Origin of the sequence: Cryobacterium sp. Sr3, from assembly GCF_004402835.1 — a bacterium.
GTDB lineage: Bacteria > Actinomycetota > Actinomycetes > Actinomycetales > Microbacteriaceae > Cryobacterium > Cryobacterium sandaracinum.
Window position 1 is genome coordinate 16587 of sequence record NZ_SOFA01000009.1, and the last position, 16526, is coordinate 33112.

11 protein-coding genes and 1 pseudogene are annotated in these 16526 nt (G+C 64.2%); 6 read left to right on the forward strand and 6 right to left on the reverse strand.

All coding sequences use genetic code 11. The features are described from left to right. Positions 1 to 7: 7 nt before the first annotated feature. Positions 8 to 2641, reverse strand: coding sequence for a DUF3854 domain-containing protein (locus E3N94_RS02825; RefSeq protein WP_134569742.1), 2634 nt, complete (start codon positions 2639 to 2641; stop codon positions 8 to 10). A gap of 1370 nt (positions 2642 to 4011) precedes the next feature. On the opposite strand from E3N94_RS02825, the gene E3N94_RS02835 reads away from it, so the two are divergent. Further along, the gene (locus E3N94_RS02835) at positions 4012 to 4584 is read left to right on the forward strand and encodes a hypothetical protein (protein ID WP_134569744.1); all 573 of its coding nucleotides are present in this window, start codon (positions 4012 to 4014) and stop codon (positions 4582 to 4584) included. A gap of 114 nt (positions 4585 to 4698) precedes the next feature. Here the strand turns inward: E3N94_RS02835 and E3N94_RS02840 are convergent, their stop codons facing one another. Both E3N94_RS02840 and E3N94_RS02845 read right to left on the reverse strand, forming a co-directional pair. Then, positions 4699 to 6249 carry a recombinase family protein gene (locus E3N94_RS02840; protein WP_166790041.1) on the reverse strand — a complete coding sequence of 517 codons (1551 nt, stop codon included), beginning with the start codon at positions 6247 to 6249 and terminating at the stop codon, positions 4699 to 4701. 329 nt (positions 6250 to 6578) lie between these two features. Continuing rightward, positions 6579 to 7355 (reverse strand): hypothetical protein, encoded by a 777-nt coding sequence (locus E3N94_RS02845; protein ID WP_134569746.1) that lies wholly within the window; start codon positions 7353 to 7355, stop codon positions 6579 to 6581. Between the two features lie 715 nt (positions 7356 to 8070). Between E3N94_RS02845 and E3N94_RS02850 the strand changes: the two genes are divergently transcribed. Continuing rightward, positions 8071 to 8688 carry a hypothetical protein gene (locus E3N94_RS02850; RefSeq protein ID WP_134569747.1) on the forward strand — a complete coding sequence of 206 codons (618 nt, stop codon included), beginning with the start codon at positions 8071 to 8073 and terminating at the stop codon, positions 8686 to 8688. Beyond that, the gene (locus tag E3N94_RS02855; protein ID WP_166790042.1) at positions 8681 to 9415 is read left to right on the forward strand and encodes a class I SAM-dependent methyltransferase; all 735 of its coding nucleotides are present in this window, start codon (positions 8681 to 8683) and stop codon (positions 9413 to 9415) included. The genes E3N94_RS02850 and E3N94_RS02855 overlap by 8 nt, the downstream gene beginning before the upstream one ends. 305 nt (positions 9416 to 9720) lie before the next feature. Here E3N94_RS02855 and E3N94_RS17025 read toward each other — a convergent pair. Further along, positions 9721 to 9960 (reverse strand): annotated as a pseudogene (locus tag E3N94_RS17025) (integrase core domain-containing protein); the annotation flags it as partial. A 78-nt stretch (positions 9961 to 10038) separates the two neighbouring features. On the opposite strand from E3N94_RS17025, the gene E3N94_RS02865 reads away from it, so the two are divergent. Further along, the gene (locus E3N94_RS02865) at positions 10039 to 11685 is read left to right on the forward strand and encodes a ComEC/Rec2 family competence protein (protein WP_134569750.1); all 1647 of its coding nucleotides are present in this window, start codon (positions 10039 to 10041) and stop codon (positions 11683 to 11685) included. A gap of 41 nt (positions 11686 to 11726) precedes the next feature. After that, positions 11727 to 12770: a DNA polymerase III subunit delta gene (gene holA, locus E3N94_RS02870; RefSeq protein WP_241987045.1), complete on the forward strand. Its 1044-nt coding sequence runs from the start codon at positions 11727 to 11729 to the stop codon at positions 12768 to 12770. A gap of 356 nt (positions 12771 to 13126) precedes the next feature. Here holA and rpsT read toward each other — a convergent pair whose 3' ends face one another. After that, positions 13127 to 13390, reverse strand: coding sequence for a 30S ribosomal protein S20 (rpsT, locus tag E3N94_RS02875; protein WP_104100003.1), 264 nt, complete (start codon positions 13388 to 13390; stop codon positions 13127 to 13129). Between the two features lie 118 nt (positions 13391 to 13508). Continuing rightward, positions 13509 to 14255 carry an alpha/beta fold hydrolase gene (locus E3N94_RS02880; protein ID WP_104100002.1) on the reverse strand — a complete coding sequence of 249 codons (747 nt, stop codon included), beginning with the start codon at positions 14253 to 14255 and terminating at the stop codon, positions 13509 to 13511. A gap of 423 nt (positions 14256 to 14678) precedes the next feature. Here E3N94_RS02880 and lepA point away from each other — a divergent pair, with 423 nt between their 5' ends. Continuing rightward, positions 14679 to 16526 (forward strand): translation elongation factor 4, encoded by a 1848-nt coding sequence (gene lepA, locus E3N94_RS02885; RefSeq protein ID WP_104100001.1) that lies wholly within the window; start codon positions 14679 to 14681, stop codon positions 16524 to 16526.

Genomic DNA, 16526 nt, shown 5'->3' on the forward strand with positions numbered 1-16526 from the left:
AGAGTGCTCACGACGCATCACCGCCCAGCTCTGCGATCGTCTTCCCGCTCATCGGAGGCATCGCCCGAGCGACCCGCTGCGTGAAGCCCTGGCGACCCGTGAACTCGATGAGCTCTCCGGGCGCAGCGCCGGCGGCAGGACGCGGGCCTGCCGGTGCAGGGGCCGCAGCGGGACCCGGGGCAGGGCGAGAGGACGGAGTAGGTAGCGGGGTGACACCGGCAATAAGCCGTTCGATGACGTACGCCTTACCCCCCGCATGTACCTTCCCGTCCTTGCGGATGCGGAGGCCTTCATACCAGCGAGGGTGCTGGCCGTAATACATAGAGAGTTTGCGTGCGTCCAGTTCATCCCACGCCTTGCCGTACGGCGGGGACGCATCCGGGTCGGCTTTCGCCTGAGCGAGCACCTCGGAAGCGCCGAATCGTGTGCCGACGGGGAACCGGCCCTCGACCCACACCCAGTGCTCACCGTTGTCCACGGCCTCGCTGTCGGCGGTCTCTCTGACCGTGAGCACGGTCGACAGGAAGCCGTTGATCCCGGCATGTTGCAGGATGCCGCCGACGACTCGCTGCCACTCCGTGAAGGACTTGAATCCGAACGGCTTTGTAGCTTCGGGCTGCCCTTCTGCGTACCAGGCCCGAACAAGCATCAGTACGGCGCGTAGGAGCTCTGCACGGTTCTCAGGTACCCACGAGTCCAGGTCGTGCCTGAAATTATCCCGCGTCTCGAGGTCGGTGCGGTCGGAGGCCAGGCGGCAGGTGTACACGCGGCGAATCATGTCGCCGGGGATCTGAACGTTGTTGCCGAGCCCGTACCAGCTCGCCATGTTCGGCAAGCTCAGGACCTCAGACGTCCCGAGCTTTCGTCCCTCATATATTTCCGAGGTGAGAACAGCGCCCAGTGAGTTGGAATCGAGACGTGATGTGCCGTCCTTATCCTGGACCTCGTCAAGATTGATCGTGTCTGCGCTGACCCGCAGCTTGGCGGTGATTCGCTTGTCCATTTCCTCGTCCGACTTCGGCGCTGTCTGAATGGACGCGGGCACGCCAAATGCGACGCGGTGGATGACGTCGAGGCAACCGCCTTTGCCGACACCGCGATGAATTCCGTCGAAGACGAGCATGGGCACCTTGCCTACGTTCGCCCGGATGACGGGTGTGATCAGGCCGGCGATGGCGTGCGTTTGATCCGCCTCAGACGCAAACGCCCACCCATCGAGCCCGCCCACACCGTCCATCGCGAAAAGCTCGTCGCGGATGAGCGCCACCGCGGCAGCGAGGTCCGCGTCGGTTGGGTGCTCGGGCACGACGATGCCCTGGACATCGGGAGCCAAGTCCAGGAAGACGCTGTTTTCCGGGTTGTACCCCGGGGTGGTGAGGACAGCGCCGTCGGTCAGGACGAGGGGGGAGCGAGTGATCCCAGACAGCCACGGCAACCGGTCGCTGTGGTCCGCGACGAGGTCGACCAGCGCGTCGGCCAGCCCGGCGGGCAGAATCGACCCGTTCGGCGTGGTGTACGGGTACACGACGTCAAGTAGCTCGCGACGCAGCGCACTGCGGGTGAGTGGGCTGGCCTTCAGCACGCCATTCTGATTCTTTCCGTCTCGGCTACGGCGCACGCGGACTAACTCGCCGTCGCGCTGGAACACCCGCACGCCGCCGCTGCCTTGGATCAGCGCATCGAGCAGGTCCAGGGACACCTGCCGCATGTCCCGGCTGACGTCAATGCCAACGCGGCCGTCGAGTAGGTTGCCGGTGGTTGCGAGGTTTGCGATCCCGGTGGCTGCCCTGTCCCGGATTGCCTTGCGCATCTGGTCTCGTTGGCGCTGGGGCAGATCGGCAGGTCGCGACTTTGCGTTCGTAACCCAGGCCTGCAGCAGCTCGTGACGGGCGTCGTCGCCGGACTGCCGGGCGAGCAGGTCGTCGAGCCCATCCTTGTCGGCTCCGGGCAGACGAGCGAACTTGACGCTTGCGGCGCCGTACCCCTCGCATGCCTCGCCGAGCGCCGCAGCGCCGTCGTAGACGCGGATGTTCGTCTTCGCGTCCGCGTCGGGGATGATCACTACTGGGCATCCCCGGACGACGGCCAGGAACGGCGTGGGGGAGCCGGACTCGTCAACGCCATCACCAGCGACTCGCCAAGCCCAGATGCCGGCAATGCGGTAGATCGACCAGGTGTCAGGGGCCCAAGCGAGTGCAGCCAGAGCCTGCTTGACGCCCTCGACAATGAGGACGACCTCGGGGTCCTTCACGGCGCGCAGCTCCGGCAGCGTCGGAGGGTTACCCTCCTTGCCAGGAGACACGTACTTGCGGAACAGCCCCGCGGGCGTCCTGACGCTGTCTGGGGCTGGCTTTACTTGCCCGGTTTCGGATCCGTCCGGGTGCGTCATCGGAAAAACAAGCGTCGGGAACACGCCGTCGCCACGATTGGCGATCCACTGTGCATACTTGGGCAGGTCATCGCGCACGTACGCGCTGCGGATGCCTTGCTCGGCCGCCACGGACGCAGGGATCGCGCTGTTGCGAAGCTCCTGCGCGTGCTCCCGAGTCAGATTCAGGTAGTCGTCGAGGGGCGAGTCGACATCGGTGGCAGAGTCACCAGATCCGGCGCGATTCTCGTCGTTTCCGTCTAGATTGGTCATTGAGGACGTCTTTCCTTCATGGCCCCGAGCAGTTCCAGCTGCTGCGGGGCCCTTTATATATTTAGGTAGCCGGTGCGTTTCGAGTCGTCAGAAGGACGCCGGCGCGACATGGTGTTGAAGTCGCAGCAACTCGAGCGCAGGGCGCGGGCGACGCGAAAGCGCTGATAGAGGCTCGCTGAGGCCCTTTGAATGGCGCGGTGGGTATGCGAGCGGACGCGAACGCGCGAGGTAAACGCTCACTGAGGAGAGCGGGAGGGCACGCCCGGTGACTGCTCTCCGTCTTGCTCTCCGAGTATTTCCCCTGAGCAGCGGCCGTTTCCACGGTGTTGGAGAGCAGGAGAGCAGGACGGCGTGCCTCAGGCCATCACGAGTGTGCGTGTGCGTGTGCGTGTGCGTGTGCGTCATGCACGTACGCACGCACAGAAGCGTGCACACACACTGCCCCGCGTAGAGATCTCCATTTCCTGCTCTCCAGCTCTCCCAGTTGAGGTACTTCCCCGTCGTGGTGCGCATCTCGGCGGAGAGCAAGGGGGATTCTGCTGCTCTCCCCTTGCTCTCCCGCTCTCCGTTTGCTCGCCCAGCGGAGCCCCGCTTCGCTCGCCAGCCACGCGCGAAACCCGAGTGGCCGGGCGTCGTTGCCATGGTCGAGTTGATCCTCGGAACCGGAGACTGTCCGAGACCCCATCGGACTCGCGGGAGTGCGGAGTCGTCGCTCTGGTGTGTACCGGGATACTCGAATGCGCGGCTTGTAACGGGTGTACGGGCCGCGGGGCTTCCACCGAAGCCTTGGTCTGCGGGCCGTCCGCCGATTGTGCTCACTTGTGACCACCGCCGCCCAAGAAGAGGCCGCGCAGTCGCAACGCCTGCTGGGCAGAGAGAGCAGGTGCAGAAGCCGCCTCAGCGCGCGCCCACGCGCGAATCGCCTCAAGTTCCGTCATCGGCGGCGACTTCTCGGTTCGCGCAAGGAGCGTGGCGGTCATCGGGTGCCCCGCGAGGGGGCGACTAGCGCCTCCAGGTACGCATCGAGGTCGGCAGGAAGGATCCGCCAGCGCCCGCCCACCTTGTAGGCAGGTAGCCGTCCGGTGCGGATATCGTCGCGAAGGACGTAGCTCGATCGCCCGCTTGTGTCCTCCGCCTGCGGTACGGTGAGCGCGCAACGCAGGTCGTCGTATGTGGGTGTCGATGCATCACTGGGTATCACGGAACACTCCTAAGTAGGTCGTGTCCCGAAGAGGCCGCCGCATCGAGATTGAGTTTTTCCGGCCATGGATTGTGTTGAGTGAAGGCTCCGCCGGATCTTGCTGTTCTGTTATGTTTGCTACATTAGTTACGTTTCCTATGCATGTCAACACTAGGAAAGGATCCGATTCGTGCCCATTACTCCAGAAACCGAACTGCGCGAACGCGACTGGAACGTCAGTGCGTCACACGGACTCATCGACGTTCACCCAGGCATTGCGATACCGCGCCTCGTGCGTGCAGGGGGGCCGCTGAGTCGTGTGCCGTCAGCCGATGTGGGTGGCGCGGCCCTCGACGAGGGGTTCCGACTCGAGATTGAAGCTGTGTACAGTCAGCTGCTCGGCTACTACACACTGCGCTCGTTTACCCTCGTGGCGCCAGAGGATGAAGAAGTCACAGGTGTACTACTGCGCACTGTGACGCCCCTCGGCGTCATGCGCTGGATACTCCCGCGCACATTTCAGCTCGACGCCTCGGCGCTCAGTGTTGCCGTCGTGGACTTCGTCGCACCCGAGCTCAAGCCATATCGGAAGGCGCCCAACGGGGGATCGGTGAGCATCGATCTGACGAATGTCGGAACTGTATATCGCCTAGCGACGATTGTGCGCTATCCGCCGGCGAAGGCGGTGGCCGAAACGTTTTGCCTCCAGGCCCGCACGGCCACCAATTGGATCGCACGAGCCCGAGCCGTCGGCCTGACCTAATCGAGGGCGGGAGGCGTCCCCACCCCGGCGTACCCCGACGGGGTGGAGCCGGCACCGGGCACCGGGGTGGAGCCAGCACCGGGGTGGAGCCAGCACCGACGCTTCTGTTCCGAGCTATCGCCAGTCGTAGGTGACCCGGTCTGGATTAGCGCCTTTTCGCCCCACCGCTTCCGGCGGTACGCGGTGAATTCTTGGGACGATTAGCTCTTTGATCACATGGCGCTGCCACACGATGTCACCGGACTTCTCCCGTTCCGCCCACCTTTCGCGGACCCGTCCGGACTGAGCCAGCTCCAGCACGAGGGGGTCAGCGGCTGCCAGCGATTCGAGCCTTCTCCGTGCATCTTCAATCTTGGGTTCCACAAGATCGCGCTGTTCTGTGAGCATCCGCAGGTCGCGGCGACGCTCGGCCTCCATCGCAACCTGCTCAAGCCATTCCTGGTGACCTCGGATCTCCTCCAGAACCGCATCGCGCTCTGCGTTGATATCCTCGTCCTGTTCGCCCAACGTTGCCAGGAAATCAGGGCGTTCCAAGCGAGCCAGCACGAGCTCCGTGATGATCAGGTCAAGGTGCTCCTCGCGCATCGAAACGTGAAAGCCTGGGCGCCCCGGCACGCCGATGCACTCATACGCGTGGTACCGAGGGCGGGGGAGTCGCTCGCCGTTCTCGTCATGCTTCTGAACTCCGCCGTTCTGCCGGCCGACACGCATGCGGGCACCGCACTCTCCACAGAGAGCGATGCCGGAGAGTAGATGCTTGGCTGGCCAATTGTTGGACTTGAAACCCCGTGAGCCCATAGCAAGCTGAAGCTTTTTCCAAATCTCCGGGTTGATCAGCGGAGGCCAGATGCCTTCGTATGTCGCGAGTTCACCCTCGGTTGGATTGTGCACGCGCTTGCCTGTGTAGACGGACATGGTCAGCATCTGCTTCACAGCGGGGGCGGTCCACCCCATCGACTTGCGGTGTACCTCGCGCGCCGGGCGTCGTGGCGGGATGCCCTTCTCGTTGAAGGTGGCTGCGATGTCGTAATAGGAGCGGCCCACGAGTACCATCGCCGCTGCTTCCTTCACGACCCAAGCTTGGTCGGGGTGTTCAATCACTCTTTCGAGGACCCGCATTCCGTTGGGTTTCACTGAGTAAATCCGCTGATACCCGTACACATTTTTTCCGTGAGGTCGCCCGCTCTTGGCGGCAGCCCGCATATCTCGTTTAAGTCGCTCGCTGGTCTTGTCGGACTCGTATTCGGCGTCGGATGCGTCTTCGCGCAGGCTATGACGGTCGCGGGAATTGCTCGGGTCGTACACGCGATTGTGCGTGAGAACCCAAATCCGAACCCCACGGTCGCGGCAGAGGTCAATGAGATCGATCCACTCTCCCGTCCTGCGAGAACCTCGGCTCGACTCCCAGATCGCGAGCAAATTAGCTTCAAATCTGCCCTCATCGAGGTCTGCGACAAGTTGCGCGAAGCCCTCTCTGCGCTTGGTCGCGAACCGACTGGCACTGCGGTTGTCATCGCGGTACAGGTTGGAATGGACCTGCCAGCCGCGCCTATGCGCCTCTGCGGTGATTTCGTCGTGTTGTTGATCGGGGCTCTTACCCGTGCCCGAGCGGTCGAGTGAGACGCGCAGATACTCACGCACGAGTAGGTTTTGGTCATCCAGCACGTTACTGACCCTATGGGGTGACCGTGTCATGCGTGAACTGTGCCGAGGCCGTGGGGGTTAACGCCAGGACGAAGCTCTGGCCGTAAGAGTTTGATCAGTGGTGCGTCGCGCGCTGGTCACAAAGTTTGCACACCAAAACCGGCATTATCGTGTGTGCCAAGTGCGGGAAACAAGTCCCCGCCTAGTTGGGTTCGCCGCAAGTTCGCCGGTGGATAACCCTGGTGCAGTGACTGGGACCAGCCGGGGATTCCGATCTGATTCAAAGACCCTTCAGGCAGATGACATCTCGACTGCTAACAGGACTTCCAGGCACCGCGCTCGTATCGCTGCTACTCCCAGTCTGCGGACGTGAGATTGAACGGATGCCATTTCCACCCCGTTCCACGCTTCCAGTGCAGAATTCCGCGCGCGGGGCGCACAAGGGTGCTCGCTATCCAAATGTCCGTAAGGTTCGGCGGTACGTCCGGTTCGTCTGCGGGCAGCGGCGCCTCCGTGTCATCGTCATCCGCTTCGAGTTGGTCGAGCGCGCTCCACGCACTTGCAGAGGCAACCCAAAGGAAGGCGTGCTGCTCGGTGCCTCCGTGTCGAGCCAGTTTGAAAGTGACATCAGCGGCGATGGCGAAGAGCCCGTCCAACCAGGTTCCGAATGTCAGGGGGTAATCCCAGCTGTTCCACCCAGCCGCGGACAGGTGAATGAACCCGCGCTGCCCTTCCAGATGGTAGGCGGTCTCAACGCCAAGCCGCGCGAGCTGGTCAGGTACAACCTCGGACAAGAGCTCAGTGTTGTACGCGGTGACTAGTGCTGGCAATCTCCGCACAAGCGTCTTGACCTTCGCGACGCTGTGCACAAGCGTGACCTCCCACGCCGGGTCCTCAGGGGCGATGTCGATTCTGCGCCCGAACTTCGCCAGTCCATGTTGCATCCTGTAGTAATCACTGTCCCAATGGCCGAAAACCTCCAATGGCGCGGAGCCTGATGAAAGCTGGATGATCGCGTCCGGCATGCTGGCGGCAGATCCGTCGTCGAACGCGACAACGGGCACGGAAAGAATGCGGGATACGATTTGCCGCGCCCACACTTCTTCTTCTCTGGGTTTCACGGGCATGTCCTCACCATAAGCCTCGGGGAAGTGTGAACGAAGCGTTGGTATCACTTAGCCGTACGGCTATGTGGGTCGCTGATGGACGCCCCTGGTAGAGGACGGTGATCCGCTCGTGGCCCAAGTCTCCACGGGGGCTAGGGCAATTCGTGCAGCCTTGACTACAGGTGGAAAGCGGGAACTCCGTGGGCTCTGAGCGCCCTGTGCCACGGCGCGACTTTCGAGTGTTTAGTATGAGGTACGTTGCTCATGGGCGCACAGCAGAACCGGCATAAGGGCGCGGATGTTTTCCGTATATACGGTGGTTTTCATGGGGCCAACACGTTCTTTCAGTCGCGCAGCCGCTGGGCTGAAGTCATGTCGTGGGCGCCGAGGGCCTTTCGATGCTGCCGTGTCATGTTCACCCGGTCGCGACGACCTCGGCGTCGCCAGGACACCGCTGAGTTGATCCCAATGCCCGGCGCCGCTGATTGTGTACGCGTTCGTCGCGATGCTCCACAAAACCTCTGCCCGCATCGAGCGTGGCGAACGAATTCCACACAGGACTTTGTCGATGCCTTGGCTTAGCAGTTGGGTCTAGCTTCGGAATCGATGCTGAGGCGTGGCACAGCCTAGTGCTCTCTGTGAGGCGCGTACCGAAACGCTATCTAAGGAAGTGGTCTTTCGCCTCGTTGTCGACGAGCCAATTCTCGCGCGGGCTCGGATCGATAGGGTTGGGGTCATGCTCCGGACAATCCTGACTCAGATGGCTGCTTTCTTAGCGGTCGTTGCCAGCGTTTTGCTTGCCAACGACCTGAAGACCGTGGTGGACACACCCTGGAAATTGGTCTTGGGGGTCAGCGTTTTGCTCGTCGCCGCCGTGGCAGCCGCATGGGAGATTATCGGCACTGCTAGATCTCGTCCCAGTCGCTACCGCGGTGATCGGCGCGGCGAAAAGATTCTGAAGCACATGACCAAGATGCTTCGCACCCAGGAGCACTGTGTGATCTCGTCCAACGACTTGAGCTGGGTGAAGGGAGACGCTCGCGATGTTCTTCTTGACAAAGCGTCGAAAAAAACGCTCACTCTAGTGATGCCTTGCGCGAATGAACTCAGCTCCATCTTGACTGCCGCAGGCGCAGTTGCGTATTACTACGGCGACCACGACTTTAAGTTCGCGAGCCGGTTCACATTGGTCAACCACGGAAGGTCGGACGCATGGGTTGCGATCGGTCACGGGACTAGAAATGAGCACACAATTAGGACGATAGATTCCAAGGATGATCCAGCGGTCCACCTCGCAGACGACCTATTTCGCTTGGTTAGGCGACGCGCTATGGCGGAGGCGCGGAGTGAATAAGGAAATTCGATTCTTGGCCGAAAAGAGTCAAGACACGGTCACTCGTGAGTGGGACTTGATCGCACCGGAGAGAGACGCGCAAGTTGCTGGGCACCACGACGCATCTTTCAGTTCTGTGCTCGAACCCTGGGTGCTCAATCGCTTGGGCGAAGCGCGAACTGTCATCGACGTAGGGTGCGGTACCGGGCGTCTAACTTCTAGCCTCCAGCGTGCAAACAGAAGCACCATGGGGCTGGATCCCAGCGCTGCGAGTATCGCCATCGCACGCGAACACGACACTGAGAGTGACTACGTCATCGCTACCGTCGAAGACTGGACGGCGGAAAATCCGGCGGCCCGATTCGATTTAGTCGTCGCGAACATGGTGCTGATGGATACGCTTCGTGTTGACGACGTATGCGCGGCGCTGGCCCATCTCGCTCAAGCGGGCAAAGTTGTCCTCACACTAACGCACCCCGCCTTCTGGCCGCTGTATTGGGGATATGCAAGCAACCCGGGGTTCGATTATTCGAAAGAGATATTGATCGAGGCCCCTTTCAAGACGAGCTCACACGAGTTTGCACTAACAGCGACTCACGTACATCGGCCGCTCAGCAGCTACATTGATGCGCTCAAGAATAATGGGTTCGAACTTTCACATTTTGAAGAGCTGCGTGGTCCCGAGGACCCCGCCATATTCCCGTTTCCCAGATTTATTGGCATCGAAGCTGTGCCCCGTGGAAGTTAATCTCCTGACGCTTCGTTTCTTGGCGTTTGGGGTGACGTCTTTTCCGCATTGGTGCCGGGGCAGAACGGGCCCTCATTCCGGTCGAAGCTGTTGCTCTGTTGGGACTTGCGCGATCCGTGCCACGCTCTTTTGCTAGGCAAGGTGGCAGTAGCAGTAAGAGACGGCAGCGTGGCGCTCGAACGTAAGCTTCCCTCCGATGGGGAAGCCCTCAATCAAAATGCGTCAGTATATGGTTCGTCCGGATGGGTTCGTCCGGAGGCTCCGTTCGCGCCTCGAACCAGCCAGTCACTTCCTTGAAAGGCGTTGGGAGGCAGGCCTAGGTTTACTAAGTCATGACGTTTGTGACACTCGGCTGATGCGGGTTGCTCCGATGCCGCCGTGGATTCGTCAGTGTTGTAGTAGTTGAGCCAGGGTGCAAGAGCTGCGGTTCGTTCGTCGTTGCCGGCGGAGACTCGGCTGTAGGCCCATTCGGCGGCTAGGGTCCGGTTGAAGTGTTCGACCCTGCCGTTGGTCCAGGGGCAGCGCGGTTTGATGAAGCGCTTCCGTCGCCAAATTGCGTGCTGTCGACGGCGATAGCGCGCGTAAAGCGCTCGGAGATATATGGGCATTCCCAGGGAATTTAGATGTTCCTGCACCCACCTCTCAAAGCAACATTGTCCGGAGCGAACTGCGCCGTGGTGATCGCGGGCGTCATGCTGCTGACCGGGTTTCTGGGACTGCGCCGCGGCATCCGGATCGCGATCTCGCTCCTCACCCTGCTCGGGTTCGTGGTGCTCGTGACGCCCGAACCCAGTGTGCTGCGTGCCGCTCTGATGGCGACGATCCTGCTGCTCGGGATTGCCTCCGGTCGGCCGGGCCGAGGTGTGCCGTTGCTCGCACTCGTCGTGATCCTACTGCTGGCGGCCGACCCATGGCTGGCCCGCAGTTACGGGTTCGCTTTGTCGGTTCTGGCCACGGCCGGCCTACTCGTGCTGGCCGGGCCGCTGACCCGAATGCTGCATCGGTGGCTGCCCACCTGGCTCGCCGCCGTGATCGCCATCCCGCTGGCCGCGCAGCTGGCCTGTCAGCCGGTGCTCGTTCTGCTCACTCCCACCCTCCCGCTCTACGGGGTGCCCGCGAATCTGCTGGCCGGTCCGGCAGCCCCGGCCGCCACCGTCATCGGTCTGATCGCGTGCCTGCTCTTGCCCTGGCTGCCCGGTGTCGCCGGGGGAGTGCTCTACCTGGCCTGGCTGCCGGCCGCCTGGATCGCGGCGATCGCCCGAACATCCGCAGAGCTGCCCGGCAGCCGCCTACCCTGGCTGGGCGGCCCGCTCGGTGTTCTCGTGACCGTTCTACTGACGGTGGCCGCGGTGGCGCTGGTGATGCGGGGCCGGGGGCAGGTTCGGGCGCGCTGGCCGATCGCGGCGATCGCGGTGCTGGTTCTCGCCGCCGGAAGCTACGCGGGCAGCCTGATCGGGGCAGGCGTCGGCCGGGCCGTGGCCTTCCCCGCGGACTGGCAGATCGCGGCCTGCGACATCGGGCAGGGTGATGCGGTCGTCGTGCGCGACCGCGACCGGTACGCGCTCGTCGACGTGGGGCCCGACCCGGCCCTGCTCGCCGACTGCCTCGACACGCTGGGGATCGACCGAATCGACATCCTCGTGCTGACCCACTACGACCTGGACCACATCGGCGGGGTCGCCGCCGTGATCGGCCGCGTCGACACGGCGCTGGTCGGCATCCCGGAGAACGCCGACGATGAGCGACTGCACGATGCCCTCGCCGCGGGCGGTGCCGAACTGCGGGGCGCTGCCCGCGGCGACACGGGCACCCTCGGGGAGCTGCGCTGGGAGATCCTCTGGCCGGTGCGGGGCTCAGCGGTGATGCAGACCGGAAACGAGGGGAGCGTGACGATCGGATTCGACGGTCGCGGCATCCGTTCCCTGTTCCTCGGGGATCTCGGCGAGGAATCCCAGGACGCGCTCAGGCGCAGCTCCAGCCCGGGCGAGGTGGATGTCGTCAAGGTCGCCCACCACGGGTCGGCAGACCAAAGCCCGGAGCTCTATGCCGATCTTCGGGCAACGGTGGGGCTGATTTCGGTAGGCAGGGAGAACGGCTACGGCCATCCCACCGACACGGTCCTGGACATTCTTGCGGCCGCGGGCACACTGCCCCTCCGCACCGATCAGCAGGGACTGCTGGTGATCGCTCCGGGGCCAGGTGGTGGTGCGCTGACGGTCTGGAGCGAGACCGTGCGGAACGAGACCGTGCCGGACACCGACCCCGGATAGTCTTAATGGATTCCGCACAGCCTCAATCGAAGGAACCCCGAGTGGCCGCACGCACAGCTTCATCCGGCCGGACCGCGCCCCGCGCTGTGCCGAAGTCGGCCGCCATCCCGCAGCTGGCCTGGCACCAGGTGCGGCCGGCGCCGATCATCCTGGTCTCCGGAACCGAAGTGTTCCTGGCCGAACGCGCGATCCGCCAGCTGCGGGACTTCCTCAAACTCGAAGACCCCAGCCTGGAGATCAGCGACGTGCAGGCCGACAGCTATGCGCCCGGCGAACTGCTCACCATGGCCAGCCCGTCCCTCTTCGGCGAACCGCGGCTGATCCGCGTCAGCTCCGTCGAGAAGTGCAGCGACACGTTCCTCGCGGAGGCCCTGGACTACCTGCAGAACCCGGCCGAGGACACCTACGTCGTGCTCCGGCACGGCGGCGGCGTGCGCGGCAAGAAGCTGCTCGACACCATCCGTTCGGGCGTCGGCGGCGCCATCGAGGTCGTCTGCACCGAGCTGAAGAAAGACTCCGACCGGCACGACTTCGCCTCCGCGGAATTCAAGACGGCCGGCAAGCGGGTCACTCCCAGCGCGCTGCGGTCCCTGGTCGCCGCGTTCTCCGGCGATCTGGCCGAACTCTCCGCGGCCTGCCAGCAGCTCATCGCCGATGTCGGCACCGAAGTGACCGAGACGACCGTGGACCGCTACTACGGCGGTAGGGTCGAGGCCAACGCGTTCAAGGTAGCCGATGCCGCCATCGCCGGGCATCAGGGGGAGGCGCTCGTCATCCTGCGCCACGCCCTGTCCTCCGGCGCCGACCCGGTCCCGGTGGTGGCCGCGTTCGCCATGAAGATCCGCACCATGGCGAAGATCTGCGGGGTGCGCGGCGGCTCGGCCCAGCTTGCCTCCCAGTTCGGCCTCGCCCCCTGGCAGGTCGAGCGGGCCCAACGTGACCTGCGCAGCTGGTCCGACGAGGGTCTCGCCCGCTGCGTCGTGGCGCTGGCCGAAACGGATGCCGCAGTGAAGGGTGCCGAGCGCGACCCCGTCTTCGCTCTCGAGCGGCTCATCGGTGTGATCGCCCGCCGCGGTGAGAGCTGACCAGACCCGGCTTTCGCGCGCCTCCTTACCCTCGACGGTGAGCTCCGCGCCAGGGAGGGGTCGCTCACTGTGGTGCGCGCCGACTGATGCCCGAACTGAGAGGTGTGGGCCTGGGCGGACTCGGCGCGCACGACACGATCAGCGCGGCGAGCGGCAGATAGGCGACGGCTGCCAGGACCGCCGTCAGGGCGATGCTGCTGCGCCTGATCGGGCCCGGCCGTGATGAATTTCAGGTGACCGGTCCCCGACGGTTCGAGCCTCTGCCCGGACACACGAAAGCCCCCGCCGAGATGGCAGGGGCTGTTGTGTACGCCGGTCAGGGCCGGTGAACGATCCTGATCCCGGTCGGGCGCAGACTAGACGAGGGCGTTGACCGACTTCGCGATCGCGGACTTCTTGTTCGCGGCCTGGTTCTGGTGGATGACGCCCTTGCTGACGGCCTTGTCGAGCTTTTTCGAGGCAACGGCGAGGCTGGCAACAGCCTTGTCCTTGTCGCCCGAGGCGATCGCCAGGCGCGTCGCGCGGACAGCGCGCTTGAACTCGCTCTTGACCGACTTGTTGCGCTCCTGGGCCTTTTTGTTGGTGCCGATACGCTTGATCTGCGACTTGATGTTTGCCACGTTTATACGCTTTCGTTAGATTCTTTTTCGGATGGGCCGCTTGGCGGTAGAGGGCGCCGTACGGCAATTATCGTGTGGGGTGGGACCCAACACGCAAGCCAACAGGCAACGATACCAGTTATTCGTTCAGGTCGACAATCGGCCCGGGCCAGTCGATCGCAACCTCCGTGAGGATGCCGCTCAGCACCGCGGCGAAGCGTTCCGGTTGGGCCAGGCTGACGAGGTGCGACGCCCGGGGGACGATCACGAGGCGCCCGTCCCGGCAGGCGGCGAGGAAGCGGCGCTCATGCAGCCGGAACTGATCCAGAGAACCGTTGACCAGCCACACCGGGCCGGGATAGCGAGCCAGGCTGTCCAGCGGGCGGAGGCTGCCGGTGGCGCCGAGCCCGGCATCCATCACCGTCAGCGGCACACCGCCGGCGAGCGTGTCGGCGGCCCCTGCCGATGGGAGGAGCACCCGCACGAGTGTGGTGTGGAGCCACAGTCCCTGGTCGGGCAGTCGGCGGATCAGCCGGGCCAGGCCCCGGTAGGCGTCCAGCAGCCAGCCGGCCGGGAGCGCGCAGCTTCCCGCGGCGACCAGCCCGGCCACCTTCTGCGGGTGGCGCGCGGCGTACTCGATGGCGTAGTAGCCGCCGAGGGAGAGGCCGACCAGCAGCACCCGGCCGCCCAGAGCAGCGACGCCCTCGTCGATGGCGGCCAGGGCGCCCGCCACGGTGAACGTTTCGTCCATGCGGGCGCCGTGCCCCGGCAGATCGATCGCGAGTGCCGGATGCCCGGCCTCGCCCAGCATGGACAGCTGTCGTCGCCACATGGTGCCCGACGTGCGGATCCCGTGCACGAAAAGAACCGGGACGGCGGGTGTCATTCATTCCTCCTGGTGAGCAGCCGCACGAGAGGGTGACGACGATACCGATGATAGACATCAGGGAGTAGCCGCACCAGATCAGCAGTGACAGCACCCGGTTCGCGTCAATCACTTCTGGCTCTTCCGTGGGTGAGTGCTCGGCCGGGCGCTGCGTCTGTGGCCAACTCAGGACATCCGTCGCACGGGTGGCCGGGCCACCGCGGACCAGTGCGGAACCGGTGCGGATGTCCGGCCTCGCCCGGTCGGATCTCCTGAATTGGCCACACTACCCGCCGAAGAGCCACGGCAGTGGTTCACGGCAGTGGTTCACGGCAGTGGTTCGCTGCGAGCCGCCGGGTGCGGCCGTTCCCGCGCGCAAGCCTGGAACGATGCGCGGCAACGGCGAAACCGGGACCCAGCCACCTATGGGAGAATTGCAAGACCATGTCACCGAGACCCCTCACGGCGCTTGAACCGGCCGCCACCCCGCCCGAGTTCATCCGCAATTTCTGCATCATCGCCCACATCGACCACGGCAAGTCCACGTTGGCCGACCGGATGCTGCAGATCACCGGCGTCGTCGATGACCGTTCGATGCGCGCCCAATACCTTGACCGGATGGACATCGAGCGCGAGCGCGGCATCACCATCAAAAGCCAGGCCGTTCGTATGCCGTGGGAACTCGACGGGCAGACCTACGCCCTGAACATGATCGACACCCCCGGCCACGTGGACTTCACCTACGAGGTGTCTCGCAGCCTGGCCGCGTGCGAGGGAGCAATCCTCCTCGTCGACGCCGCCCAGGGGATCGAGGCGCAGACCCTCGCCAACCTCTACCTGGCGCTGGAGAACGACCTCACCATCATCCCGGTGCTGAACAAGATCGACCTGCCGGCTGCCGACCCCGACAAATACGCGAAGGAGCTCGCCAGCCTGATCGGTGGCAGTCCCGACGACGTGCTCCGGGTTTCCGGCAAGACCGGTGTCGGTGTCGCCGAACTCCTCGACCGCGCCACCCGCCTCATCCCGGCCCCGGTCGGCGACCCGGCCGCCCCGGCCCGCGCGATGATCTTCGACTCGGTCTACGACAGCTACCGTGGCGTCGTCACCTATGTGCGCATGATCGACGGCAAGCTGGGCCCGCGCGAGAAGATCCAGATGATGTCGACCCGTGCCACGCACGAGATCCTCGAGATCGGCGTCACCTCGCCCGAGCCCACCACCAGCAAGGGCCTCGGCGTCGGCGAGGTCGGCTACCTGATCACGGGCGTGAAGGATGTGCGCCAGTCGAAGGTCGGCGACACGGTGACCACCGCGCTCCGCCCCGCCACCGTCGCCCTTCCGGGCTACACCGAGCCGAAGCCCATGGTCTTCTCGGGCCTCTACCCGATCGACGGCAGCGACTACCCGGCCCTCCGGGAGGCCCTCGACAAGCTCAAACTCTCCGACGCGTCCCTCGTGTACGAGCCCGAGACATCCGTCGCCCTCGGTTTCGGTTTCCGCTGTGGTTTCCTCGGGCTGCTGCACCTGGAAATCATCACCGAGCGGCTCGACCGGGAGTTCGGCCTCGACCTGATCACCACGGCGCCCAGTGTGATCTACGAGGTCACCACCGACGACAAGAAGTCTGTCACGGTCACCAACCCGAGCGAGTTCCCGAACGGGAAGATCGCCAAGGTCGAGGAGCCGATCGTGAAGGCGGCCATCCTCGCACCCAAGGACTACGTCGGCGTGATCATGGAGCTCTGCCAGAGCCGCCGCGGCACCCTGCTCGGCATGGACTACCTCGGCGAGGACCGGGTCGAGATCCGCTACACGATGCCGCTCGGTGAGATCGTGTTCGACTTCTTCGACAATCTCAAGAGCCGCACCGCCGGCTACGGCTCGCTCGACTACGAACCCATCGGCTCTCAGGAGGCCGACCTGGTCAAGGTCGACATCCTGCTGCAGGGCGAACAGGTCGACGCGTTCAGCGCGATTGTGCACCGCGACAAGGCCTACGACTACGGCGTGCTGATGACGGGAAGGCTGCGCAAGCTCATCCCGCGCCAGCAGTTCGACGTGCCCATCCAGGCCGCGATCGGCGCCCGCATCATCGCCCGCGAGTCCATCAGTGCCATCCGCAAGGATGTTCTCGCCAAGTGCTACGGCGGCGACATCTCCCGCAAGCGCAAGCTGCTGGAGAAGCAGAAGGAGGGCAAGAAGCGCATGAAGATGGTCGGCCGGGTCGAGGTTCCCCAGGAGGCGTTCATCGCCGCCCTGTCCGGTGACGAGCCCCCGAAGAAGAAGTGA